The organism is Bradyrhizobium sp. Unk1, from assembly GCF_059512345.1.
Genome location: NZ_JCAMOP010000014.1, coordinates 98012 through 122925, shown reverse-complemented (window position 1 = coordinate 122925; position 24914 = coordinate 98012). Strand labels below are relative to the sequence as shown.

The following is a 24914-nucleotide window of genomic DNA, read 5'->3' as shown; positions in this document are numbered from 1 at the left end:
TTTTCCCTCCCCACGCACTTGGCCGGCTGTTCAGCCGGCCATTTTCTTTGGCGCGATCATGCCGGTGCGCCGGGTTTCCGGCATCACGAAGAGGATCAGCAAAAGCCCGGTCGCGGCGACGCCGGACAGCCCGATGAAGGCGGTGGCATTGCCGAACTTGTCGCTGACATAGCCGCCAAGCGCCGTGCTCAAGGACGCCCCGATGCCGGTCGCGGTCCCGACAATGCCTTGCGCCAGATTGAAATGGCCACTGCCGAAGGCGACGTCAGCCACGATCAGCGGGATCATCACCGCAAACACCGCCGCCGTGATGCCGTCGAACACCTGCACCGCGACCAGCAGATAAGGATCGCGCACGGTCGCAAACAGAAGGCCCCGGATCGTCAGCGCGGCGAACCCGATCAACAACAACGGCCGCCTGCCCCAGAGCTGCGCCTTGCGCCCGACCGTCGGTGACAACAGCGCAACAATCGCCTGTGGCACGACGATGCAGAAGGCGACGAGCACCGTCGCCCACTGGCTCGACCGCGCCGTCACCGCGCTCGCCATCAGCGGCATCATCGCGGCGTTCGCCAATTGCAGCAGCAGTACGCTCAGCGCGAAGACGATCAGCGGGCGCTGCCGGATCAGGTGCCAGATATTGGTGTCGCCTGGAACCGGCGCCTCGCGCGGCATCTCGCCGTGACAGCGCGCGATGTCCACTTCCTCCTCGCGGATGCGCGACAGCGCGATCAGGGTCGGAATCGCCAGCAGGAAGGTGACCAGGAACACAGAGCGGCTCGACAGGAGATAGCCGGCCGTGCCCATCACGGCGGCGGCGACGCCGTTGCCGAGGGACGCAAAGCGCGCATTGCGGCCGAGCCGTTCGCCGATCGCAAGCGGACCGACGAGGCCGAGGCTGATCGCCGCGATCGCCGGCCCCAGCACGCAGCTCGCCGCCGCATGCAGCGTGGCCGCAGCCACCACCACAGGGAAGATCGGCATCGCCGCATAGGCGAGCGCGCAAAAGCCGATGGTCGCGATCGCGAGGGCTGCGACCAGCCGCTCGGACTTCGCGGCATCGATGATCGCGCCACCCGGCATCTGCCCGATCAGCGCGACGATGCCGCCGATCGACAGCACGAGGCCGATCTCGACCTGGGTCCATTTCTGCGTCGTGAGGTAGACCGCGATGAAGGGGCCGAACCCGGTCTGCACGTCGGCGAGGAAGAAGATGAACCAGTCGAGGCCGCGCAGGCTCTGGCGCGACGGCGCCGGAAGGCCTGCAGGCGGCGGCGCGGCAACGTTGTACCGTTCAACGCGGCTATCGCGATCTGCGTGGTTCGGCTTCCTCGACAACAGCACCGGCGGCCATTCCTCCCCGTGCCTCACTGAATCGCTTGCAGCGGCTGCAGGCTGCCGGACGCGCCGAGCACCACCATCGGCGTGTCTTCCTTGTATTCCGGCGCGGCTGCGACCTGCGCCTTGGTCAATTCCAGCGTGATGCTGTCCTTCTTGTTGGCAATCTTGCCGAACCGCATCGCGTTCCAGTCCACCACGATCTTGCGGCTGCCGACGCCGAGGAAGCCGCCGAAATCGATCACGGCGGCGCGCACATGGCCGGTGCGGTCGACGATGATGTCGACAATGCGGCCCATGTCCTCGTCGGCTGCGCTGCGCACGTCACGGCCGAGCACGCCATGGGCGTCACTCGCACCGATGATGGTCACGGACGGCGGCGGCGCGGCGTCCTTCGGCGTGACCGGCACGGTGGAAGCCGGCGGCTGCACCGTGGCCGGCGCGTTCGCTTCGCTGGGGGGCGTCGTTGGGCCCGCGGGCGGTTCCTCCGCGGCACGCGATGCGGCGACTGTCAATCCCGCGACGATCGCCACGCTCAGAACCAACCATCCGGCGATACGCATGAACCCTCCTCCCGGCACGCCGCTAGCGTGCCAGCACGATCGAGACCTGGATCTGGCCGCGCGTGCGCAAGACCTCGAGCGCGACGTCGTCGCCGTGACGGCTGACGCGCAGATCCACGCTGGAATTGCCCAGGCGCAGATCGCGCAGGATCACCTCGTTCAGGAACGCCGGCAGATGCGGATTGCGCAGGCGAATCTCGCCGCGCGCGACGTCGAACTCGATGCCGAGCGCGGCCTCCAGCAGCGTGAATGGCGTCGCGCTGGCCCAGGCCTGCGGCGCGCAGGCGACCGGATAGAGCGTCGGGCCCCGCCGCTTCTCGCGCCGGAAGCCGCAGAACAATTCGGGCAGCCGCCGCAGGTCCATGTAGGTCGCCGCGTCGAACAGGCCCTTGAAGACATGCGCCACCGAATGCTTGAGCCCGTAGCGCGCGAGCCCGAGCGCGATCAGCGCATTGTCGTGCGGCCAGATCGAGCCGTCATGATAGGACATCGGATTGTAGCGCACCTCGCCGACAGCGACCGTGCGGATGCCCCAGCCCGAGAAGAAGTGTGGCGCCATCAGATCGGCGGCGACGAGACGTGCGCGGTCCTCGCGGATCATGCCGCTGAACAGCACCTGCCCGGCATTGGATGTCCGCACCTTGCAGGGCCGCTTCCTGCCGTCGAGCGCGAGCGCATAGGTGCCGAGTTCCTCGCACCAGAATGCCTTCTCGAACCGCTCGGCCAGCGCCTTGGCCTCGGCCTCGAGCTTTTTGGCGAGGTCCGGCTTGCCGAGCCGCAACGCGCAACGTGCGGCGAGCTGCTTGGCGGCAAAGACGTAACCCTGCACCTCGGCAAGGGCGAGATTGCCTTCCGCAAGCTGGCCATCGGCATGGAAGATCGCGTCATACGAGTCCTTCCAGCCCTGGTTGGCGAGGCCCTTTTCGGTGGCGCGCTGGTATTCGACGAAGCCGTCTTTGTCGGGGTCGCCGGGGCCGTCGATCCAGGCCAGCCCCGCCTCGATCGCCGGCCACAGCTCGGTCAATGTCTTCTCGTCGCCGGTGCGCTCGAAATAGCTTCCGGCGAGCAGCACGAACAAAGCGGTTGAATCCACGCTGCCGTAATATTGCGCGAACGGCACCTCGCGGAGCGCAGCCATCTCGCCGCCACGCATCTCGTGCAGGATTTTTCCAGGCGCCGCATCGTTCAGCGGATCGACCGCCTCTGCCTGAAAATGCGCGAGCCGCCGCAGCACGCCCTTCGCGACCCGCGGATCGATCCAGAGCATCTGGAGCGCGGTGATCAGGCCGTCGCGGCCGAACGTCGTCGAGTACCAGGGAATGCCGGCATAGGGGTAACGCCCCTGCGGCGTCTCCGTCATCAGCATGTTGAGGTCGGCCATGGCCTGGCACAGCACCTCGTTGAAGATGTTGTTCGACGTCTCGATGCTGGCCATGCCCGTCGTCGACTGGCGCATCTCGCGGCGATGGGCGAGCAGGCCCCTGAAAAAGCGCGCGGGCTTCTCCGCGATCGGCCGATTGCAGGACACCGCCACGAACAGGGATTTCGACTGATGCGGGTCCAGGTCGAGCTGCCAGGTCGCGGCATTCACCGACAGCCGCGTCGGACGCGGGTCGAAATGCAGGCCGGTGGTACGCTGGGCATCGTCAAGGCCGCGATAGTGGAACAGCACGTCGGTCGGCCCGAGCAACTTGCTGGTGCCGGTCCCGCGGTGCGGGCGCCGCTCGCCACGCACCTCGAACAGGTCGGCAAAATCGTTGTCGAACAGCAGCGTCAGCTCCAGGCTGGCGCGACGGTCGCCATGGTTCTGCACGCCGATGCGCTGATAGGCCGTGCCGCGCCACAGGAAGATCGTGCGCACGATGTGCAGCAGGTCCTTCTGCAGCACGATGCGGCCCTGCCGATAGATATCGGGATTGGTGAGATCGACGGTCAGGGCCGAATTGTCGTCGCGCAGATTCGAGCCGAGCAGCAACGGCTGGAGATCGTCGAGCACGAGCTCCAGCCGCGCCAGATAGCGCGTGTCGCAGTTGAACAGGCCGTCCGGCCCGCCGGCGGAAGCGCCGATGTCGCCATGGCTGTCCAGCACGATGAAGGTGTCGTCGTGCTTCAGCGACCGACGGGGCCGCGCGGCGGGCCCCGTCATCGGAATGTAGAACGCCTGCTCCGCGACGGCCTCCTCCGTCTGCGATGCCGAGACGATCTGGGTTACGGCTTCGGCTGCCATGAGCTGCTCCCCTGCGGCCAGTTTTTCGAACGCGACCAACGCAAACGCAACTGTTGGACTTACGCGGCGAACTTCGCCAGCCGGCTCATCTCCTGCGTCACCAGCTCACGGTAGGGGCCGTGGCCCTGCATCAGGCGGTCGGGCGCGCCGTCCTCGATGATCTTGCCATTCTTCAGCACCAGGACGCGATCGAAATTTCGCAGCGTCGCCAGCCGGTGCGCGATCGCGATCACGGTGCGGCCGCGCATCAGGCGCGACAGCGCCTCGCGGATCGCCTCCTCGGATTCGCTGTCGAGCGCGGCGGTCGCTTCGTCCAGCAGCAGGATCGGCGCGTCCTTCAGGAAGGCCCGCGCGATCGCGATGCGCTGGCGCTGGCCGCCGGACATCTTGACACCGCGGTCGCCGACCATCGTGTCGAGACCTTCCGGCAGGCTGTCGATGAAATCGCAGCGCGCCGCGATCGCCGCGCGCAGCACCTCGTCGTCGGTCGCGTTCGGACGGCCGTAGCGGATGTTCTCGCGGATGGAGCGGTGGAATAGCGAGATATCCTGCGGCACGACCGAGATGGCCTCACGCAGGCTCAGCTGGGTCACCTTGGAAATATCCTGCCCGTCGATGGTCACGCTGCCTTCATCGACATCGTAGAACCGCTGCAGCAACGTGAACAGGGTGGATTTCCCCCCGCCCGACTGGCCGACCAGACCGACGCGCTGGCCGGGCTGAAGCCGCAGGCTGAACCGTTCAAAGATCTTCTCGCCGCCGGGATAGCCGAAGGTGACGTTGTTGTACGCGATCGCGGCGCCGCTCTTCATCAGCGGCTCAGCCTCGGGATGATCGCGCAATTCATGCGGCACGAGCAAGGTCGCGATCGCCTCGGTCAGGCGCGCGACGTGCTGGGTGACATCGACCAGCGCCACCGCGAGGTCGCGCGTCGCGTTGAGAATGGAGAGGCCGAGCGTACAGACCAGCACGACATCGCCGGTGGTCGCCTCGCCCTGCTGCCAGAGCGTGATCGCCCAGGCCATCAGCGCCACCGTCAGGACCACCGTCACACCGGCATGCGTGAGCCGCAGCTTTTCCAGATAACGCAGGCTACGGCCACGCGCGGTCAGTTCCCGGTTCACCGTCGCGTCGAAGCGCTCATGCTCATGACCGATGCCGCAGAAGGCGCGGACCAGCGGCATGTTGCTGATGACGTCGATCATCTCGCCGTCGACGACGGCAGCCTTGTCGGCGAAGTCGTCATGCAGCGGCTTGCCGGCTGCAGCCAGATGGAACATCGCTATCACCATACCGCCCGCGACCACGATCAGGCCGAGTGCCATATAGGGACTGACGGTTCCAATCAGACCGATGGCCGCAAGTGTGGCGATGCACGGCGGCAACACATTCCAGACGAACATGTTCTCGACCGTGAACACCGCGTTCGAGGTCGCGGTGATACGGCTCGTGAGCATGCCCGGCATGCGATCCGAGAAATAGCTCGGCGCGTGTCCGGTCAGATGACGAAATATGTCACGACGCAAATCGCCCGTGACACGAACGAAGGTGAAGCTCGCGGTCCAGCTCGCGATCCGCCACAGGAAATTGTCGGCCGCAATCAGCGACATGAGTAAAATGAATGCCAGCCATACGCTGCCACCGTGCGAAGTTCCCGCGGACAGGCTGTCGACCAGGGATTTGACGCCGTATTGCGTGCCCACAGAACAGGCAACGGCTGCAACAACAGCGGTCAGGATCACGAGATGCGATGCCGGCCGTCGCCGCAGATAGCGCAAGACAAAGGCAAATGGCCTGCGCGCGTAACCAGAAAGATGATCCATGTGACTGCGACCCCGTCGTATTGATTTCGATTTTTCTATTAGCGGATTGAACATCGACCGCTTCGCCTCGGTTCCGGGCCAGGCCATCACGACATGCGGATGCGGACGATGTGAGAAGAGGAGATGGCAGCATCGCGGCCGACTGAAGTGTGTCGAAGAAGTAACGTTCGTTGAAGGAACTTCGCAATTGCGAGAACGTTCCCTCGACTGGCATGCCGGTGGCGAGACACGGCGGGGGTTTAACTTCCATGATCACAGAGGAGATGGCGAGATGCGCATCGCGCAGGTAGCTCCGTTGACGGAGGCTGTTCCACCCAAGCTGTATGGCGGTACCGAGCGGGTGGTGCACTGGTTGACGGAGGAATTGGTTGCCCTTGGACACGATGTGACCCTGTTCGCCAGCGGTGACTCGCAGACGTCGGCGAAGCTGGACGCATTATGGCCGCGGGCGCTTCGTCTCGACGGTTCCGTGCGCGATCCCAACGCGCTGCATATGGTGCTCCTGGAGCGCGTGCGGCAAAAATGTGACGACGAGGAGTTCGATTTCCTCCACTTCCATCTCGATTACTATCCGTGGTCCCTGTTCCACCGGCAGCCGACCCCGTTCCTGACCACGCTGCACGGCCGGCTCGACCTGCCGGAGCATCAGCCTGTGTTCAACACCTTCTCCGAGATGCCTGTCATCTCGATCTCGAACGCACAACGCAGGCCGGTGCCGCAGGCGAATTGGGTGACGACCATCCACCACGGCCTGCCGGAGAACTTGCTGACGCCGAAGCCGGCGAAGCAGGAATATCTCGCCGTGCTCGGCCGCATCGCGCCCGAGAAGGGTGTCGACCGCGCCATCAAGATCGCGATGCATTGCGGCATCCCGCTGAAGATCGCGGCCAAGGTCGATCGCGCCGACCAGGACTATTACGACGAGCTGATCAAGCCGATGATCCATAACAATCCGCTGGTCGACTTCATCGGCGAGATCAGTGACCACGAGAAATCGGACTTCCTGAGCGGCGCGCTCGGCCTCCTGCTGCCGATCGACTGGCCGGAGCCATTCGGCCTCGTGATGATCGAAGCCATGGCCTGCGGCACGCCGGTCGTCGCGTTCAATCGCGGCTCGGTGCCCGAGATCATCGACGAGGGCCTCACCGGCTTCGTGGTCGAGGACATCATCAGCGCCGCCGGCGTCGTCAAGCGCCTGCCGCAACTCGATCGCGCGGCGATCCGCAAGCAGTTCGAGACGCGCTTCACGGCGCGGCGGATGGCGCTGGATTATCTCGCGGCCTATCGCAGCCTGACGGAAGCGCAGGCGCCGCGGATCAAGCTGGTCAGCAGCGCGGAGTAAGGGCCGCTTTCACCTCACGATACACTGTCATGCCCCGGCTTGACCGGGGCATCCAGTACTCCGCGGCTTCTCGGCTCAAGCACTGCGGTCTCTTGAATACTGGATCGCCCGGTCAAGCCGGGCGATGACAGCGAGGGTGCGGAGGGCGATGCCAGCGAGAACGAGGCGAGCGGCGCCTTACGTCACCACTGCTCTCTTCGGCTCCACGATCTCGAACATCCTTGGAAACTCGTCCATCAGGCCCATCAGCTCGGCAAGCCGCATCGGGTTGCCCGTGAGCTTGATCTTGCCGGCGGCGACCGCTTCCGGAAAGCTCGTCAGTTTCGCGATGACTTCATCGAGCGTTGCGCGCGCGAGCGTGAAGCTCGCGTCCGCATTCTCCGCCTGCACGCCTTCGGTATAGGTCAGCGCAGAGTTTTCCAAATTGAGCGCGAATATCTCGCCGGTATCGGAAAAGCTCCAGTTCAGCACGATGTGCTTGCCCTCGGCCTTGGGGCCGTTGAGCCGAATGCCGAGCACGTCCCAGAGCTGCTCGGTGCGTAGCGCCGCCAGCGTCTCGCGCGGCATCGGCGGACGCGGTGGGGTCTTGGGCATGCCCTGACGCAGCTCCTGCGCGCCGAACAGATAGGCGTTGCGCCAGGTCGAGCTCTCGGCGGCGTAACCGAGCTGCTCGAGCGTATCCGCGAGCAACGCACGCGCCGCTTCATTCTCCGGCTCCGCGAAGACGAGATGCCCGAGCGCCTGCGCGACAAAGCGAAACTCGCCTTTGTCGAAGTCCTTGCGTGCGCGCGCGAGGATGGCCTCAGCGCCACCCATGTACTCGACATACTTCTTGCCGGACTCGACCGGCGGCAGCGGATCGAGATTGACCGGATTGGCATCGTACCAGCCGAGATATTTCTGGTAAATCGCCTTCACGTTATGCCGGATATGGCCGTAATAGCCGCGGCCATGCCAGGCGCCCTCCAGGCTCTTCGGCAACTGGATCGTCTCGGCGATCTCGGCGGCGGTGAGGCCGTGGTTCATCAGGCGGATGGTCTGGTCATGCGCGAACTTGTAGAGATCGCGCTGCTGCCGGATCATCGTGCCGATGCGCTCGCGGCCCCACACCGGCCAGTGATGCTGCCCGCACATCGCCTCCGCCTTGCCGTCCCAGAGCCGCAAGGCCTCATTGAGGTACTTCGACCAGGCCAGCGCATCGCGCACATCGGCGCCGCGGAACGGCAGCAGATTGTGGAAATTGTGGGTGCAGTTCTCCGCGAGGTTCAACAGTCTGTAACGCGGGATGAAGAAGTGCATCTCCGCCGGAGCTTCGCTGTTCGGCGCCATCTGGAATTCGAATTCGACGCCGTCGATCACGCGCCTGTCGCCGGTCGCCATGATCAGATCGGTCGGCCGCATCAGCGCGACCGATCCCGCCGCCATCGACTTGCCGAGGCCGCAATCGACCTGCCCTCGCGCCCCCTTGGCGAGGAACGGGCCGAACTGGTACTGCGCCCGGCGCAGCATCGCCGGCCCCGCGATGATGTTCTCGGAGACGGCGTGCTCCATGAACAGGCTCGGCGCGATGATGGGCACGCGCCCGGTCGCCAGCGCATCCTCCTCCAGCACACCGCGCGCGCCACCCCAATGGTCGGTATGGGTGTGGGTGAAAATGACGGCGGCGACCGGCTTCTGGCCACGATGCCTGTAATAGAGATCGAGCGCGGCACGTGCGCCCTCGATCGACGTCAGCGTGTCCACGACGATGACGCCGCTGTCGCCCTCGATCAGCGTCATGTTGGCGATGTCGAGCCCGCGCACCTGGTAGACGCCGGGCACGACCTCGAACAGCCCGTGCTGCATGTTGAGCCGCGACTGCCGCCACAGGCTCGGATTGACGGTCGGCGGCGCCTGCTCGGACGACAGGAAACCGTAGGGCTTCAGGCTCCAGACCATCCGCCCCTGCGGGTTGGTGATCTCCGCGTTCTCGATCGTGCCGAGGAAGCCGCGCGCGGCATCGTCGAAATCCCGCGTGTCGGAAAACGGCAGCGCATTCAGCATCGCCGTTTGCTGCGCGATGACGGAGGGTGTTGCGTCCTTCGGCTCGCTGCTGATTTCGGTCATGTTTGTTTCCTCCCGGCTCGTTGCGGTCATCTAACCGCATCTCGCGCGTGATTGCCATCGCTGGTGGAGGAGGAATGCGTAGCCCGGAAGGAGCGAAGCGCAATCCGGGAATCGTGCCATAATCGAGCCGGCCCCGGATTGCGCTTCGCTCCATCCGGGCTACGACTCCGCTCGCAAGAGGGTGCACCGTCTACGCGGCGAGCCCTTTGGTGGAAGGTACGATCTTATCCGCCATCCGCAACTCCCGCGCCAGCACATAGCCGCCGCGTTCCTGCTTGGCCCGATAAAGCGCCTTGTCGGAGCGCGACAGCAGCGCCTCCGCGGTGCGCCCATCGTCCGGCGCGACGGCGACCCCGATGCTGACGCCGAGCTCGATCATTTGTCCATCGATATCATAGGCCGCGCTGATCGACTGCACGATGCGCTGCGCCATCGCTTCCGCATCAGCCGCCGCGCGCTGCACCAGGACGAACTCGTCGCCGCCCATCCGGACCACGAGGTCATCCTGCGCGGCGAGCACCTTAAGCCGCCCGGCGACCTGCTTCAGCAATGCGTCACCGACGGGATGGCCGAACCGGTCGTTCGCCTCCTTGAAGCGGTCGAGATCGAGCGTATGGACGGCAATCATCCCGGCCGCCAGCATCTGCGGCAGGTCCGTGGCCAGCACCGAACGATTGGACACGCCGGTCATCGGGTCCAAGCGCGACAGCTGCTCGAACTGCCGCTTCAGCGTGATCTGGTTGATCGAGGCGTTGAAGCTCAGCCGCACCATCTCGAAACTGGCGGCTACATACATCAGGATGAGGAGCCCGAGCCCGACGTGGCGCAGATCGGGCTGCATGAAGGTCACGATCGCAGCAGGCGCTGCGATTGCGACGAGATCGAGCAGCGCCGCGACCGGACGCAGCGCCAGCCGCGCCACCACGCCGGCGCCAAAGCCGAAGCCGATGCCGATCGCCATCACGGAGCAGAGCGCATCACCCAGCACGATGCTGCGCGCGGCAAAGACGCCAAGCACGAGCGCCGTTACAACGGTGCCGGCTATGTAACGCCGCTCCCAGATCACGGCCTCGGCCCGAGCGAACTGCGGTGGACGCGCGAGGCGACGCCGGAATGCGACAATTTCGAACAGACGGACGATGGCCACCACGACACCAGCGACCGTCAGGGCCGCCGTCACCTTATCACCGGTCTCATAGGTCGTGATCGCGCCGACCATCGCCAGGCAGGCGGCCGCAAGAATGTTGGGCACCGTCGTGCCGTGAAGGCCCGTGATGACTTCCATATAGACGGCGTCGGAAATCGACGCCCGTCCGGATTCCATTCTGTTGAAGAACATGCCAGCCCCACCCGCTGACATGGTTCTACCGCAAATCCGTAAAATCGGTTCCCAGCGCAGCGATGGCATTTGAGCGTGCGGGTTTACCGCGCGTTAGCCATGTCTGGCCGAGATAGGCTAGTGCATCCCGAGCACCCGCGGCAGCCACAGCGTCAAATCGGGCCAGTAGGTCACGATCACGAGGAAGCCGAGCATGGTGATCAACCACGGCATCACCGCGACCGCGAGATCTGTGATCCGCATTCGCGCGATCATCGAGGCGACGTAGAGGTTCAAGCCGACAGGCGGATGGCAGAGGCCGACCTCCATGTTGACGTCCATCACGATGCCGAAATGCACGAGGTCGATGCCGAGCTTCTTGGCCGCCGGCGCCAGGATCGGCGCCATGATCAGGATGATCGAGTTCGGCTCCATGAAGTTGCCGGCGAGCAGCAGGAGGATGTTGACGACCAGCAGGAAGCCGACCCAGCCGAGATTCTGTGCCGCGATCCAGTCGGCCAAGGTCGCCGGTAGGTTCTCGTTGGAGAGCACGAAGGAGAACAGCACCGCGTTGGTGACGATGTAGAGCAGCATCGCGCTGGTGTTGGCGGCGCGCAGCAGCACCCGCGGCACGTCCACGATCTTGATGGCCTTGTAGACGAACACCGCGATGATGAAGGAGTAGACCGCAGCCATCGCGGCCGCCTCGGTGGCGGTGAACAGGCCGCTATAGATGCCGCCGATGATGATGACGACCAGCATCAATCCCCAGATGCTCTCGCGGAAGGTGCGCACCGTCTCGCCCCAGGTCGCCTTCGGCAGCCGTGGATAATCGCGCTTGCGGGCGAGCCACCAGGTGACGATGCAGAGCATGGTCGTCAGCAGAATGCCCGGCAGCAGGCCCGCGACGAACAGCGCGCCGATCGAGGTGTTGGTGGAGACCGCGTAGACGATCTTCGGAATCGAGGGCAACATCAGGATGCCGAGTGAGCCGGCAACGGTGATGATGCCGGCGCCGAAGCGCATCGGATAGCCGTGCCGCACCATCTCCGGCAGCACGATGGCGCCGATCGCGGCGACGGTGGCGACGCTCGAGCCGCACACCAGCGCGAACATCGCGCAGGCGACGATGCCGGCAAGGCCGAGGCCACCGTGCCAGTGGCCGATCAGCGAGGTCGCGAAATTGATCATGCGGCGCGCGACACCGCCATGGGTGAGGAAATTGCCGGCGAGGATGAAGAACGGGATCGCCATGATCTCGAACCCCTCGATGCCGGTGAAGAGCTTCATCGAGACCGCTTCGATCGGCACCGTGGTCAGCGTGAACAGGAACGTCATCACGGTGAGGCCGAGCGCGATCGAGACCGGGATGCCGGTCAGCATCAGCGCGATCAGCAGCGCGAACACGGTCGCCGCACGCATCCAGTGCGGCAGCACCACCACGCCGAACTTCTCGGCGAGACACATCGCGAAGATCAGGATCGGCGCCATGATCAGGATCACGCCGAGCGGCGACACTTTTCGCGCAGCGGCCCTGGTCGCCGCGCCGGCGGGCTGGGGATGCAGCGCCGGCGAGACGTCGGCCTCCACGCCCTCGACATGGCTCTCGTCGTGATGCGGCAGATGGCCGGTCCAGTAGTAGGACCACGAGACCTGGAGGAAGCGGAAGCACATCAGGCCGGAGCCGAGCGGGATCGCCAGATAGACGAACCACATCGGCGCTTCGAGGTCGTTCGATTGCTGGCCGGTCTTGAACATCTCGGCGACGAAGGAGGCGCCGAAGGCGGCGATCATGCCGGTGAAGAGCGCGCCGCAGAGCAGCGAGAACAGGATCACGTGCTTGCGCGAATGTTCTGGCAGGCGGTTGACGAGCAGGTCGACGCCGACATGGATGCCGGTGCGCACGCCATAGGCCGCGCCGAACTTGGCCATCCAGATGAACATGTAGATGCAGAGTTCCTGCGCCCAGGACAGGTCGAGCTCGGACAGGAAGGTGAACACCGCCATCGACAGGGTCGCGAGCCAGCTCATCCCGTGCGCAGCCGCCCATCTGGAGAGGACGATCGATTCGCCTGCGCCGTAACGGTGCAACACGGCGATGAAGATCAAGCCGGTTGCAGCCGCGATGAGCGTCGCGATCAGCCATTCTTCGAGATGGTTGAGCGCCTGGTTGAGCACGCGAAGCAAATCAAAGTCCCCCTATCGATGCGAAACGGCCGGGAGTGCGCACACTCCCGACCGTTCGTATTGTCCTTGCGGAAAACGCGTCAGTTCATCTTGACGTCGAGTTCCTTGGCGACGAGATCGAGCACCTCCTGCCCGACCCGGCCCTTTGCCCATTTGTAAGTCGGCTGCATCGCTTCCTGCCACGCCTTGCGATCGGCGTCAGTCAGATAATGCAGCTTGGTCTTGCCCGTCTTCTTGATCTCGGCCAGCGCGTCCTCGTTCTCCTGGTGCGCGATCTGGTTGGTGTACTCGGTTGCATCCACCATCGCCTTCTCGAGCTGGGTGCGGATGTCAGGCGGCAGTCCGGACCAGAATTTCGAGTTGACGATCACGGCATATTGCAGATGCGCGTGATAGGACACGGTGATGTCCTTCTGCACCTCGTAGAACTTCTGCGTCAGATAGTTGGACGCGGTGTTCTCGCAGCCGTCGACCACGCCGGTTTGCAGCGCCTGGTAGACTTCGGAGAACGCCATGATCTGCGGGATCGATCCCATCAGGCGGAAATACTGGTCGGCGATCTTCGATCCGGAAATGCGGAACTTCAGGCCCTTGAAATCCTCGGGCTTCGTCAGCGCACGGTTCGACGACACCATGTGGAAGCCGTTGTCCCAATAGGCGAGCCCGGTGATGCCCTTGGCTTCCAGCTTCTGGAACAGCCATTTGCCGACGGTGCCCTTCATCGCGCTGGAATAGGTCTCGTCGTCCTTGAACAGCCAGGGCAGGTCGAGCGCCTCGAATTCCTTGATACCGAGCGGCGCGAATTTCGCGGTCGAGGGCGCCAGCATCTGCACCGAACCGAGCTGAAGCGCCTCGATCTCCTCCTTGTCCTTGTAGAGCGAGGAGTTCGGATAGACTTCGATCTTGACCTTGCCGTCGGTGTACTTCTCGGCGAGCTCCTTGAACTTCAGCGCGCCCTTGCCCTTCGGGGTATCGTTGGCGACGACGTGGCTGAACTTGATGACGATAGGGCTCTGGGCCTGGGCCAAGACAGGGGCAACGAGAATAGCTGCGGCGGCGACTGCAAGAAGCAGCTTGCGCATGAAATAACCTCCCAACAACCTCTAAAACCGGGTTCTTTTTGTTTTACAGCCCGGTTTGCAGCCCAGTAGTGGCAGCAATCTACCACCCGAACAACTAGACCTAAGCCCAATTTGTCACAGGCAAGCTAGCTTGACGGCTGTTGTCCGCGCAACCCGGGACCCGCTCCCAGTTCCGGGTTGCGAACGGTTTATGTCGCATTGCGGCAGTGTGATCAGCTCTTGCGCTCGGCGACCATGAACAGACGCCGGAACGGAAACAGCGTCTGCCCCGCGGCATTCTTCGGATAGGCCTTCGCGACCCGCTCGCCATAGGCGGCCTCGAACGCAGCCTTCTCGTCGCCCTGCAGGATGTCGAGATAGCGCGTCAGCCAGGTCCCCTTGGTCCACTCCTTCACGGGATTGTCGCCTTCGAGCACCTGCAGATATTCGGTCTCCCAGATGTCAACGTTCTGGGAAAGCGGCGCGAGCAAATCATGATAGAAGGCCGGCCCTTCGACCGGCGGCGGGGTAACGAGATGCTCGACCTTTGACCGCCACGGACCGTTCAGCGCCGTCTCGCCGATCAGCACATGCGATGGCGCGAGGAAGTTGCGCGGCATCTGCACCGCAAGCATGCCGCCGGGCGCCACCTTCTCCATGACTGACGGAAACAGCGCCGCATGATTGGGCAGCCAGTGCAGGGCGGCATTGGAATAGATCAAATCGTATTGCCTGGCGGGGTGCCAATGGCCGAGATCCTCGTGCGACCATTCCACATCCGGCGCCGCCTTGCGGCCCGCGGCCACCATCTCGGCCGAGCCCTCGACACCGGTCACGGTCGCGTCCGGCCAGCGCTCCTTGATCAGTTTGGTCACGTTGCCGGCCCCTGCCCCGAGATCGGCGATCGCGCGCGGGGCGAAATCCGGAATCCGCATCAACAGGTCGACGGCGGGCCGAAGCCGATGGCCGGAGAATTTCAGATATTGCTGCGGATCCCAGACCATTGCTCAACGCCTTTTCTTTTTCGTGTTTCCTTCGTCGAGGCTCTTGGTTACCACTGCTCGTCCCGCTCAGGCAATTCGCGAAGCCCGCGGGACGGGCAGGAAACGAACGACAAGAAGCAAAAAGCAAACAAGAGAGCGTGTGACCATGGACCTCGGGCTCAAATCGAAAACCGCAGTCGTGACAGGAGCGAGCATCGGCATCGGCCGCGCCATCGCCAAGGGCCTGGCTGCCGAAGGCGTCCGCGTCGTCGGCGTGGCGCGGCGCACTGATCTCCTTGCCGAGCTGGTGCAGGAAGTCGGCTCCGGCCTGATCACACCGTTCGAGCAGGACGTGATGGCCAAGGACGCCGCGGAGAACATCGCGGCCTTTGCGCAAAAGGCGCTCGGCCATGTCGACATCCTCATCAACAATGCCGGCGGCAGCCGCCCGCTGCCGGTCGATGCGCCCGACAGCAAATGGGACGAGGCGATCGCGCTGAATTTCACCAGCTACCGCCGCATCGCGCACGCGCTGCTGCCGCAGATGATCGAGCGCAAATGGGGCCGCATCGTCAACATCACCGGCAAGTCCGAGCCGGAAGGCCTCAACGCGGCGTTCGCCGCGAAAGCCGCCGTGCACGCCTGGGCAAAAGGCCTGTCGCGCGAGATCGGCGAGCACGGCATCACCATCAACTGCATCCCGCCCGGCCGCATCATGAGCGAGCAGATCCGCCGCAACTACCCACCGGATTACCGCGAGCGCTTTGCGGAAGAAGAAATCCCGGTCGGCTATTGGGGCGAGCCGGAGGACCTCGCGGCGCTCGCGGTGTTTCTGGCGTCGCCGGTGGCGCGCTACATCACGGGGACGGTGATCCCGGTGGATGGGGGACTGCGGAGATATCAGTTTTAGGGCGAGGGCTCCCAAGTCCGAGGCTCCCAAGTCCGATCAGCCCGCGAAAGCATGCCACGTCCACTCTGCTCTCGGGAGCGGACAGCGTCCGATCAGACTCCCTATTCATGGAGGAGCGTTTGCCAGTCTGAAGGCACCGCCTCGGCCGGTCCGGGCACCGGCTGATCCAACGGACGCGAGTGAGGGCCTTGAAGCTTCGGGCCGGCAAAACTCTCTCCTGTGCGATAGTCGTAAAACCATCGTTCGCCCGGCTCGAAGCTCGTGATAACAGGGTGACCTGTCGCCGCGTTGTGTTTCGATGCGTGCTGGTTTGGTGAAGTATCGCAGCAGCCGATGTGACCGCATTCGACGCATCTGCGAAGATGCAGCCACCACCCGCCCGCAACCGAGCATTCCACGCAACCCGTTCCGGTTGGCTTGGCTGCGAGGTTGATGCCATCCCTCTCAGACTTCATAGGTCAACTCACTGGAAATGCTCGCGGTCACCACAGATGCATTCACGCCGCGATCTCCGCCATGTGCACATTTTGCCAGTGTTTTGTCCGACGGGTCAACATCGCGACAGCACGGAGCCTCTCGCGGGACAATTGGTGCCGCGTTCACGCAAAGTTGCGGCCGCGATGCGCAGGCGTGACAAGAGGTATCGTTCGGCGACGAAAAAGCGGCACATTCCAATCCCCAACAATCACCGCCCACGCTGCAGCCACACCGCGGACAGCGGATGGACGAAGCGTTCTGCCTATAGAAACACCACAGGCCTTTGCCTGTTCGTCATCGGAGACGCGCAACATGAAGACGTGGGATCCGAAATCGGCAGGGCATCAGCCCTGCTCTACCTGTTGCGGCACGTCCTCGTCGCGGCGCGGCTTTCTCGCTGGCGTCGGTGCGCTTGGCCTTGCCTCGGCCATCCCCGCCGTTGCGGTGCACGGACAGACCAGGCCGGCGCTGATCGATACCCATCTTCATTTCTATCCGCCCGAATATCAAAAGCTTTGGCTTGGCTATGAGGACGCACGCAAGCAACCGCACTTTCCCGGTCAGGTGGCCTGGACCCGCGACAAGCTCGTCGAGGACATGGATCGCAATGGCATACGCACAGGCATCCTGTCGGTCGCCTCCACGCCCGGCGTGTGGTTCGACCTCGGGCCGGCGGAAGCCGGCCGGCTCGCGCGCGCCTGCAACGAGTACGCGGCGGAGATGATGCGCGACCATCCGGGTCGTTTCGGCCTGTTCGCGACCTTATCGATGCAGGACGTCGATGCCACGCTTGGGGAGATCGAATATGCGTTCGACACGCTGAAGGCGGATGGGATCGGACTGCAAAGCAGCTACGGCGACAAATGGCTCGGCAATGTCGCCTACAGGCCGGTGTTCGAGGAACTGAACCGTCGCAAGGCGGTCGTTTATGTGCATCCGCTGGTCGCGAGTTGCTGTAGCGGGCTCAGCGTCGGCACGTTTCCGGCGGTGATCGAAGTCCCGCACGACACCACACGCACCGTGACGAGCCTTCTGCTCAGCGGCGCATTCGCCCGCCACCGCGACATCAAATGGCTATTCTCGCACGCCGGCGGCACGATACCGATGATGGCCGGGCGCATCAATTCGTTCTATGGGGCGCGGCCCGACCTGAAGGAGTTTGCGCCGGACGGGATCGAAGGCGAACTACGCCGGCTTCACTACGACACCGCGAATGCGACTTTCGCACCGTCCATGGCCGCGCTGCTCAAGCTCGTGCCCGCCTCCCAGATCACCTATGGCAGCGACTATCCGTATTTCGGCCTCGGCCAGTTCGCGCAGTTGCAGAAGCTTGGCCTCTCGACAGAGGATCTCGATGCGATCGGCCATCAGAACGCGGCACGTCTCGTTCCCCGCTTGCAGGGTTAGGGCATTGGGCAGCGTCTCCTGACGGCGCGGCGGTGCGCGACAAGGATGCTTGATCTAGATCAAGCCCGCCGCGGCAACGCCATCCCGGAATAGGCTGTCGATGGCCGCGCAGAAGCGCCGCCCGTAAGCCAAGGAGATGATCGATCATGACATCCTCGAATTCCCTGCGTACCTTCGTTCTCGCCGGAGCCGGCGCCCTGCTATCAGGCACAATCGCTCAGGCCGGGCCGATCCCGACGCATCTTTCGACGATGAAATCGATGGTCGATCAGACCACCACCGAAGTGCGCTGGGTCGGCGGCTGGCGCGGCGGCGGCTACGGCTATCGCGGCGGCGGCTGGGGCTACCGCGGAGGCTGGGGTTATCGCGGCTACGGCTATCGCGGCCTCGGTTACGGTGTGGCCGCCGGCGCGGTCGTCGGCGGCGCGATCGCGCGGAGCGCCTATTACGGCGGCTATGGCGGGTCCTACGGTGGCTACTATGGCGGTTATCCCGCCTACGGCTACGGCTACGGCTACCCGGCCGCATCGTATTACGGCTATGGCGGCGGCGACTACGGCTATGGCTACGGCGGCGACAATTGCCCGCCCTCCGGCAGCTATTGGGCCTACTAGCGGGAAACGTATTCGCCGCTTCAGGGGATGGCTCGCCACGGGCCGCCATCCCCCGACGAGCCAATTCACCCCTGTTCCGACGGGCAGCAGCACCTCATCCCTCGCCCGCCGGCGGGACCACATACAGCGTCAGCGCAAACACCGCATAAATGAAGATCATGAGCACGCCGACGAACCATGCCGAGCGCCCACTGGTGGTGATGAAGGTCGCCGTGACTGTTGCGATCATCACCATGGTGACGGCGCCAGGCCAGAACTGAAGGTTCATCGGCGTGGGTCCGACGACATAACTGAGCAGCACGAGCGCGGGTGCAACGAACAGCGCAATCTGGGAGGCGCTGCCGAGCGCGATGCTGACGACCATGTCGAGCCGGTCCTTGCGCGCCGCGGCAAAGGCCACCGCAAATTCGGCAGCGGCTCCGACCAGCGAAACGATGATGAAGCCGACAAAGGCCGGACTCATGCCGAACGTTTCCGCCGCTTTCTGCACCGATTCCACGAAGATCTCGCTCACCAGCGCGACCAGCACGGTGACGACCAGCAACGTCCCGACGGCGACGCTGATCGGCCAGTGCGCCTCCTTGTCCTCGCCGTGATCGCCACTTGCGAACAATTCCTTGTGGGTCCCGAGCGAGAACCACAGGCCGAGCGCGTAAGCCGCGATCAGCAGGATCGAAATGCCGACGCTGAGCTTGTGAATGACGCCTCCGTCCTGCGGCAGATGTTCGAGGTCGGCGACCGCCGATGGCGCCAGCAGGGCGACCGTTGCCATCAGCAACAGGCCGGACGACAGCCGCGCGCCGGCGCGATTGTACTCCTGCACATGATAGCGCAGGCCGCCGAGCAGCAGGCAGGCGCCGAGCATGAATGTCGCGTTGGTGACGATCGCGCCGGCAATCGAGGCCTTCACCAGCATGTACTCGCCTGCACGCAGCGCCGTGATGGCGATGATCAGCTCCGTCAGATTGCCGAGCGTTGCGTTGAGCAGTCCGCCCACGGCATCGCCGGTCCTGGCGGCGACCGCTTCGGTGGCGTGGCTGAGCAGCGCCGCCAGCGGCACGATCGCTAGCACGGCCAGCACGAACAGCAGCGTGTGGGAATGCGGGGCGACCGCCTCCGCCACCAGCACGATGGGCACGAAGACCAGCATCCACAGCAAAGGCGTATTCCGGATCTCCCTGAGCAGGGTTTGCATGTCAGCCGCCCCTTTCCATCGATGCGTTGGTGGAAAGGTCTGGCGGACGCTTGGGCTGAGTATTGATCTGCCTCAACGTGAGCCGGATGAAGCACGCCGCTGGATGGCATGAGGCGGACATCGCGCATGATGGGAAAGCGCCCTCGTCCCCGACCCCTGGCACGATAGTCACGATAGTATTGTGCCAGTGTTTTGCCCGACGGGTCAACGCGATCACGGTCGCGAATGTCGTCGCGACGCGCTCCGAAAATCCCTTATCGATCAAGGGACCTTCTACTGTGCATGGGGTTGTTTTTCGACTTTTTGTGTTGGGCCCCACAATAAAATCGCGAGAGCTCCTCACTCCGCCTGCAAGATCTCCGCAACCGCAGCCCCCGCCGCAATCGTGCCGAGCCTGCCGCCGATGTCGCGCGTCGCCCAGCCTTCGCCGATCGCCTTCGCCACCGCGGCTTCGATCGCACGCGCCGCTTCCTCATAGCGGACGGCGCCGGTCTTCTCGCCATGCCAGGCCAGCAGCAAGGCGGTCGAGAGGATCAGCGAGACCGGGTTGGCGACGTCCTGCCCCGCGATGTCAGGTGCCGAGCCATGCGCCGCCTGCGCCATCGCATAGCGGTCGCCGACATTGAGCGAGCCGCCGAGGCCGAGGCTGCCGGAGAGCTCGGCCGTGAGATCGGACAGGATGTCGCCGAACATGTTGGTGGCGACGATGACGTCGAAGCGATCGGGGTTGCGCACGACATGCGCCATCATGGCGTCGACCAGGACGTCGTCGACTGCGAGGCCGGGATAGCCATTCGCCGCCGCACGGCAGATGTCGAGGAACATGCCGTCGCCGAGTTTCAGCACATTGGCCTTGTGCACGATGGTCAAATGTCTTCGCCGCTTCATCGCCAGACGGCAGGCGGCGTGCGCGATGCGCTCGCAGCAGAGGCGCGTGATCCGGCGCAGCGAGATCACGACGTCGGGCGTGACCAGCATCTCGCCATTGCCCTGCTCCATGTTGCGGTCGGCGTAAAACCCTTCGGTGTTCTCGCGCACGACGACGAGGTCGAACTCGCCGAGCCGGCCGGGCCGCCCCGCATAGGTGCGCGCGGGCCGGACATTGGCGTAGAGGTCGAGGCTCTTGCGGAAATGCCTGGACGGATTGATCTCGCCACGGGCCTCGTCCTTGAAGTCGAAGGTCGCGGTCGGGCCCAGGATCAGGCCGTCGGCGGCGCGGACGATGTCGAGCAACTCGGGGCGCACCGTCGTGCCTGATAGCTTCAGGCTCGCATGGCCGACCGCGTGCTCCTCGAGCCGCAGGTCAAGCTGGAAGCGCTCGGAGGCCGCGCGCAGCACGCCCGATGTCGCCGTCGTGATCTCCGGTCCGATGCCGTCACCGGGCAGAACGACGATTTGCATGGTGATCCCCCAAGATTGCATCAGCTGGCGCGATCATACGCCAGCTGCCGGCCGCATCGCCTGACCTTCGCGCATACACAGCATGCAAGCATATGCCTGTGGAAGCGGCCTTCGGCGTAGTACATGCGAAAAGTCCCCTTTCACCACGCCGCCGGAGCAACGCGCCAGGCAATGACAATCACGTTACCTGCCGCCGCGCGCGAGCCCGACCATCCCATTGCCGACGGCCTTCCGGCCACGCAGCGGCGCTGGGCGATCGCCGCCATCTTCACCGCGCTGGCGATGGCCTCCCTCGACACCGCGATCGCCAATATCGCGCTGCCAGCCATTGCCGCCGACCTGCACGTCACGCCGGAGCAATCGGTCTGGGTGGTCAATGTCTACCAGATCGCGCTGGTGGCCACTTTGCTGCCGCTCGGCGCACTCGGCGAGATCGTCGGGCACCAGCGCATCTATCTCGGCGGCCTGATCCTGTTCACCATCGCCTCGCTGTTCTGCGCGGTGGCGTGGTCGCTGGACAGCCTGCTCGTCGCCCGCACGCTGCAGGGCTTGGGCGCCAGCGGCATCATGAGCGTCAATACGGCGCTGGTGCGGTTCGTCTATCCCGGCCGGATGCTCGGCCGCGGCTTTGGCCACAACGCGCTCGTGGTCGCAACCGCCTTCACCTTCGGTCCGTCGATCGCCTCTGCCATCCTCGCATTCGGCCCGTGGCCGTGGCTGTTTGCGGTCAACATCCCGTTCGGTCTCGTCGCGATCGGCATCGGCTATGCGATGCTGCCGAAGACGCCGCGCGCCGATCACGGCTTCGACTTCCTCGGCGCGGTCCTGGCGTCCGCCTGCCTCGGCCTGTTCATCACGGGCATCGGCAGCGCCGCGCACAATCTGTCGCCTGTTATCGTGGGCATCGAGCTGATCACGGCCCTCGCACTCGGCTTCATCCTGACGCGCCGGCATGCCGACCATCCCGCGCCGATGCTGCCGATCGACCTGTTCAGCCGACCGATGTTCGCGCTGTCGGCGGCGACCGCGGTGTGCTCGTTCGCCGTGCAGGGCCTCGCCTTCGTCTCGCTGCCGTTCTATTTCGAGGACGTGCTCGGGCGTTCGCAGGTCGAGACCGGCTTCTTCATGACGCCCTGGCCGCTCGTCGTCGGCATCATGGCGCCGATCGCGGGGCGCCTCTCCGACCGGCACGCGGTCGGCCTGCTCGGCGGCATCGGGCTCGTGCTGCTCGGCCTCGGCATGGCATTGCTCGCGATGCTCCCGTCCAATCCTGCTATCCCCGACATCATCTGGCGGATGGTGATCTGCGGCATGGGGTTCGGCTTCTTCCAGGCACCGAACATGAAGGCGGTGATGTCGAGCGCGCCGCCGCACCGCAGCGGCAGCGCCTCTGGCATCGTCGCGACCGCGCGCCTGACGGGCCAGACCACGGGCGCGGCGCTCGCCGCCCTCTGCTTTGCGCTTGCCGGCCACGACGGCGCAACCGTCGCGCTGGCCCTCGGCGCCGGCTTTGCCGCGCTCGGCAGCGTCATGAGCTTCTTGCGGCTGGCGGTGAAGTAAGCCTTCAGGCCAGGTGCCGGGCTGCGGTGGTGTCGAGCGTCGCAGCGGTCGGGATGACCGTCTCGTCATCGAGCGCAGCGAGGCGCCCGTCGATGGCTTCGATGACCTTGCGCGAGAACGGCCCGAGATGCGCATAGGCGGCAATCATCTGTACGGCAATGCGCGCCGATGAGGTGTCGCGCTTGGCGCAGTTCATGAAGGTCTGCCACAGCGGCCCGCGCGCTTCGGGAAGGGCGGTGACAACACGGTGCACCGTCTCCATCGCCCCGACCCGCGAGCGGATGTCGCCCTCGGCGAGCTCGGAGCGCTGCCTGGATCGGTCGAGCAGCGTCATCAGGCGGTCGACGCGTCCTGCGTAGGCGGCGGGGCTGTAGATGTGCTCCAGCACCCGCTTGTAGTCCGTCAGGATGTCGCGCAACGGGCGGACCGTATCGAAGTTGATGCCGTCCGTGCACTGATCGGCGCCGATGGTCGGCGCCAGATCGTGGCCCGGATGCAGCCGGCCTTCACGCTCGAGTCGGCGCGTGAGCTGCGTGTTCGGCAAGGCGTAGAGCAGGCCGACCATGGCGACGGGAATGGCGGCCTCCTCGATGAAATCGATCATCGCCTCCGCCATCGAGACCTTCTCGGTGTCGAAGCCGACGATGAAGCCCGCAGTGACGAGCATGCCGGCGGCATAGATCTTGTGGATGCTCTCGGCGATGTTGCGCCGCGTGTTCTGCTTCTTCCGCATCGCGACCAGCGTTGCAGGGTCCGGGCTTTCGATGCCAACGAAGATGCCGAAGAAATTGGCCGTGCCCATCAGCTCCAATAGCTCGGGATCGTCGGCCAGGTTGACCGAGGCCTCGGTGGACAATTCGAAGGGATAGCCGTGCGCGCGCTGCCATTCGGCGAGCTGGGGCAGGAACTGCCGCAGCGACTTCTTGTTGCCGATGAAATTGTCGTCGACGAAGTCGAGATGGCCGCGGTAGCCCATCCGGTAGAGCGTCTCGAGCTCGACGAACATCTGCTCGACCGTCTTGGTGCGCGGCACACGGCCGTAGAGCTCGATGATGTCGCAGAACTCGCAGGTGAACGGACAGCCGCGCGAATACTGCACACCGAGGTAGAGATAGTCCTCGAACTTCAGGAGATCGAAGCGTGGCACCGGCGTCTTTGTCACGTCGGCCTGGAATTTCGGCGCAGTGAAGACGCCGGAGCGGGCCCCGCTTTCCCAGGCCGCGATGAACTCGTCGATGATGCCCTCGGCCTCGCCGAGCACCCGGAAGTCGGCCTTCTCGTAGATGTGCGGGCTGGAGGTGGGATCGGGTCCGCCGACGACCACCGGCTTGCCGGCGGCGCGGCAGAGTTCGATCAGGCGCAGCGTATCGGCCTGCTGCGGCAGCATGCCGCCGGTGAACACGACGTCGGCCCAGGTGAGATCCTCGTCACCAAGGGGCTGGGTGTTGCAGTCGATCAGCCGGACCGTCCAGTCCTTCGGCAACATCGCGGCCACCGTGATCAGGCCGAGAGGGGCTGCGGGTCGCTTCACACCCATCAGCTCACAGGATTCGCCAAAGCTCCAGAACGACTCCGCCGTGAACAGCGGATAGAGCATCAGTACGTTGCAGGGGCTGGCCACGTTTATGGAACTCCTTTTGAATCGGGTGCAGTGTAGCAAAGCATGGCCGTCTTGCACCCCGGCAAAAGGGACAAACTGTCGCCGCAGTGGGAACTGGCCGGAACGCGCCGGGCGTCGTTCCGAGCCACCTCTTGGCGCCGGGAGAGGCTCATCCGGCCGCTTGGACGGGCGATTTCGGCGGCAACACCGCGCTCCCGACATTCTTCCCCGCGCATGCCAGCCTCGCTGTTGGCCTTCCCTCGGACTATTGATTTGAACAGTTCCAATTTGCCAGACACATTGTTCCGTAAGTCTAATCGGTGGATTGGGCCAATCAGGGGACTTGCGATGGCAAACCTAACAATCAACGGAAAAACCTTCACGCTCGACGTCGAGCCGGATACGCCGCTGCTCTGGGCGATCCGTGAGAATGCCGGCCTGACCGGCACCAAATATGGCTGCGGCATTGCGCAATGCGGCGCCTGCACCGTTCACATGGACGGCGTTGCCATCCGTTCCTGCGGGATTTCGGTCAGCGAGGCCGAAGGCAAGAAGATCACCACGATCGAGGGGCTCGCGTCCGGCGACGCGCTGCACAAGGTGCAGAAGGCCTGGATCGCCCAGGACGTCCCGCAATGCGGCTATTGCCAGAGCGGCATGATCATGGCGGTGGCGGCGCTGCTCGCCGAAAAGCCGAAGCCGACCGACGCCGATATCGACGAGGCCATCACCAATATCTGCCGCTGCGGCACCTTCCAGCAGGTGCGCGAAGCGATCCACACGATCGCTAGCGCCTGAGGAG

General features: G+C 64.5%; 19 protein-coding genes and 1 pseudogene. 6 read left to right on the top strand and 14 right to left on the bottom strand.

Features of this window, described 5'->3' with window-relative positions:
* Window positions 1-30: 30 nt before the first annotated feature.
* Genes AC5ZFO_RS19715 through AC5ZFO_RS19700 form a run of 4 tightly spaced genes read right to left on the bottom strand, consistent with a single transcriptional unit; the run spans window position 31 to window position 5951 of the window.
* A complete protein-coding gene (locus tag AC5ZFO_RS19715) occupies window positions 31-1344 on the bottom strand; it encodes an MFS transporter (protein WP_282522752.1) in 1314 nt (437 codons plus the stop codon).
* Between the two features lie 23 nt (window positions 1345-1367).
* Entirely contained in the window at window positions 1368-1901 is a 534-nt protein-coding gene (locus AC5ZFO_RS19710; protein WP_282522751.1) for a PRC-barrel domain-containing protein, read from the bottom strand.
* 22 nt (window positions 1902-1923) lie between these two features.
* On the bottom strand, window positions 1924-4128 hold the full coding sequence (locus AC5ZFO_RS19705; protein ID WP_282522750.1) for an amylo-alpha-1,6-glucosidase: 2205 nt from the start codon (window positions 4126-4128) through the stop codon (window positions 1924-1926).
* A 59-nt stretch (window positions 4129-4187) separates the two neighbouring features.
* Complete coding sequence (locus AC5ZFO_RS19700) at window positions 4188-5951, bottom strand: ABC transporter ATP-binding protein (protein ID WP_496122409.1); 1764 nt, start codon at window positions 5949-5951, stop codon at window positions 4188-4190.
* Window positions 5952-6222: 271 nt separating this feature from the next.
* Here AC5ZFO_RS19700 and AC5ZFO_RS19695 point away from each other — a divergent pair, with 271 nt between their 5' ends.
* Window positions 6223-7293, top strand: a complete 1071-nt coding sequence (locus tag AC5ZFO_RS19695) for a glycosyltransferase family 4 protein (RefSeq protein WP_282522748.1) — start codon at window positions 6223-6225, stop codon at window positions 7291-7293.
* Window positions 7294-7470: 177 nt separating this feature from the next.
* Here the strand turns inward: AC5ZFO_RS19695 and AC5ZFO_RS19690 are convergent, their stop codons facing one another.
* The 6 genes and pseudogenes from AC5ZFO_RS19690 to AC5ZFO_RS19665 form a co-directional block, all read right to left on the bottom strand.
* A complete protein-coding gene (locus tag AC5ZFO_RS19690; protein ID WP_282522747.1) occupies window positions 7471-9399 on the bottom strand; it encodes an alkyl/aryl-sulfatase in 1929 nt (642 codons plus the stop codon).
* Between the two features lie 190 nt (window positions 9400-9589).
* The gene (locus AC5ZFO_RS19685; protein ID WP_496122408.1) at window positions 9590-10738 is read right to left on the bottom strand and encodes a diguanylate cyclase domain-containing protein; all 1149 of its coding nucleotides are present in this window, start codon (window positions 10736-10738) and stop codon (window positions 9590-9592) included.
* Between the two features lie 117 nt (window positions 10739-10855).
* Entirely contained in the window at window positions 10856-12139 is a 1284-nt protein-coding gene (locus AC5ZFO_RS19680; RefSeq protein WP_306664507.1) for a TRAP transporter large permease, read from the bottom strand.
* A gap of 237 nt (window positions 12140-12376) precedes the next feature.
* Window positions 12377-12724: pseudogene (locus AC5ZFO_RS19675) on the bottom strand (TRAP transporter small permease); the annotation flags it as partial.
* Window positions 12725-12984: 260 nt separating this feature from the next.
* Complete coding sequence (locus AC5ZFO_RS19670) at window positions 12985-13986, bottom strand: DctP family TRAP transporter solute-binding subunit (RefSeq protein WP_282522745.1); 1002 nt, start codon at window positions 13984-13986, stop codon at window positions 12985-12987.
* 212 nt (window positions 13987-14198) lie between these two features.
* Window positions 14199-14969, bottom strand: coding sequence for a methyltransferase domain-containing protein (locus AC5ZFO_RS19665; protein ID WP_282522744.1), 771 nt, complete (start codon window positions 14967-14969; stop codon window positions 14199-14201).
* A gap of 145 nt (window positions 14970-15114) precedes the next feature.
* Between AC5ZFO_RS19665 and AC5ZFO_RS19660 the strand changes: the two genes are divergently transcribed.
* Entirely contained in the window at window positions 15115-15858 is a 744-nt protein-coding gene (locus tag AC5ZFO_RS19660) for an SDR family NAD(P)-dependent oxidoreductase (RefSeq protein ID WP_282522836.1), read from the top strand.
* 101 nt (window positions 15859-15959) lie between these two features.
* On the opposite strand, the gene AC5ZFO_RS19655 is transcribed toward AC5ZFO_RS19660, so the two are convergent.
* Complete coding sequence (locus AC5ZFO_RS19655) at window positions 15960-16313, bottom strand: UBP-type zinc finger domain-containing protein (RefSeq protein ID WP_282522743.1); 354 nt, start codon at window positions 16311-16313, stop codon at window positions 15960-15962.
* Between the two features lie 334 nt (window positions 16314-16647).
* Here AC5ZFO_RS19655 and AC5ZFO_RS19650 point away from each other — a divergent pair, with 334 nt between their 5' ends.
* The gene (locus AC5ZFO_RS19650) at window positions 16648-17742 is read left to right on the top strand and encodes an amidohydrolase family protein (protein WP_282522742.1); all 1095 of its coding nucleotides are present in this window, start codon (window positions 16648-16650) and stop codon (window positions 17740-17742) included.
* Between the two features lie 146 nt (window positions 17743-17888).
* Window positions 17889-18356: a hypothetical protein gene (locus AC5ZFO_RS19645; RefSeq protein WP_282522741.1), complete on the top strand. Its 468-nt coding sequence runs from the start codon at window positions 17889-17891 to the stop codon at window positions 18354-18356.
* A gap of 94 nt (window positions 18357-18450) precedes the next feature.
* On the opposite strand, the gene cax is transcribed toward AC5ZFO_RS19645, so the two are convergent.
* Both cax and AC5ZFO_RS19635 read right to left on the bottom strand, forming a co-directional pair.
* Window positions 18451-19551: a calcium/proton exchanger gene (gene cax, locus AC5ZFO_RS19640; RefSeq protein WP_282522740.1), complete on the bottom strand. Its 1101-nt coding sequence runs from the start codon at window positions 19549-19551 to the stop codon at window positions 18451-18453.
* 339 nt (window positions 19552-19890) lie between these two features.
* On the bottom strand, window positions 19891-20952 hold the full coding sequence (locus tag AC5ZFO_RS19635) for an isocitrate/isopropylmalate dehydrogenase family protein (protein ID WP_282522739.1): 1062 nt from the start codon (window positions 20950-20952) through the stop codon (window positions 19891-19893).
* Between the two features lie 171 nt (window positions 20953-21123).
* Between AC5ZFO_RS19635 and AC5ZFO_RS19630 the strand changes: the two genes are divergently transcribed.
* Complete coding sequence (locus tag AC5ZFO_RS19630) at window positions 21124-22512, top strand: MFS transporter (RefSeq protein WP_166105605.1); 1389 nt, start codon at window positions 21124-21126, stop codon at window positions 22510-22512.
* A 4-nt stretch (window positions 22513-22516) separates the two neighbouring features.
* On the opposite strand, the gene AC5ZFO_RS19625 is transcribed toward AC5ZFO_RS19630, so the two are convergent.
* The gene (locus tag AC5ZFO_RS19625) at window positions 22517-24139 is read right to left on the bottom strand and encodes a B12-binding domain-containing radical SAM protein (protein ID WP_282522835.1); all 1623 of its coding nucleotides are present in this window, start codon (window positions 24137-24139) and stop codon (window positions 22517-22519) included.
* A gap of 321 nt (window positions 24140-24460) precedes the next feature.
* Here AC5ZFO_RS19625 and AC5ZFO_RS19620 point away from each other — a divergent pair, with 321 nt between their 5' ends.
* Entirely contained in the window at window positions 24461-24910 is a 450-nt protein-coding gene (locus AC5ZFO_RS19620; protein ID WP_282522738.1) for a (2Fe-2S)-binding protein, read from the top strand.
* The last annotated feature ends 4 nt before the right edge of the window (window positions 24911-24914 follow it).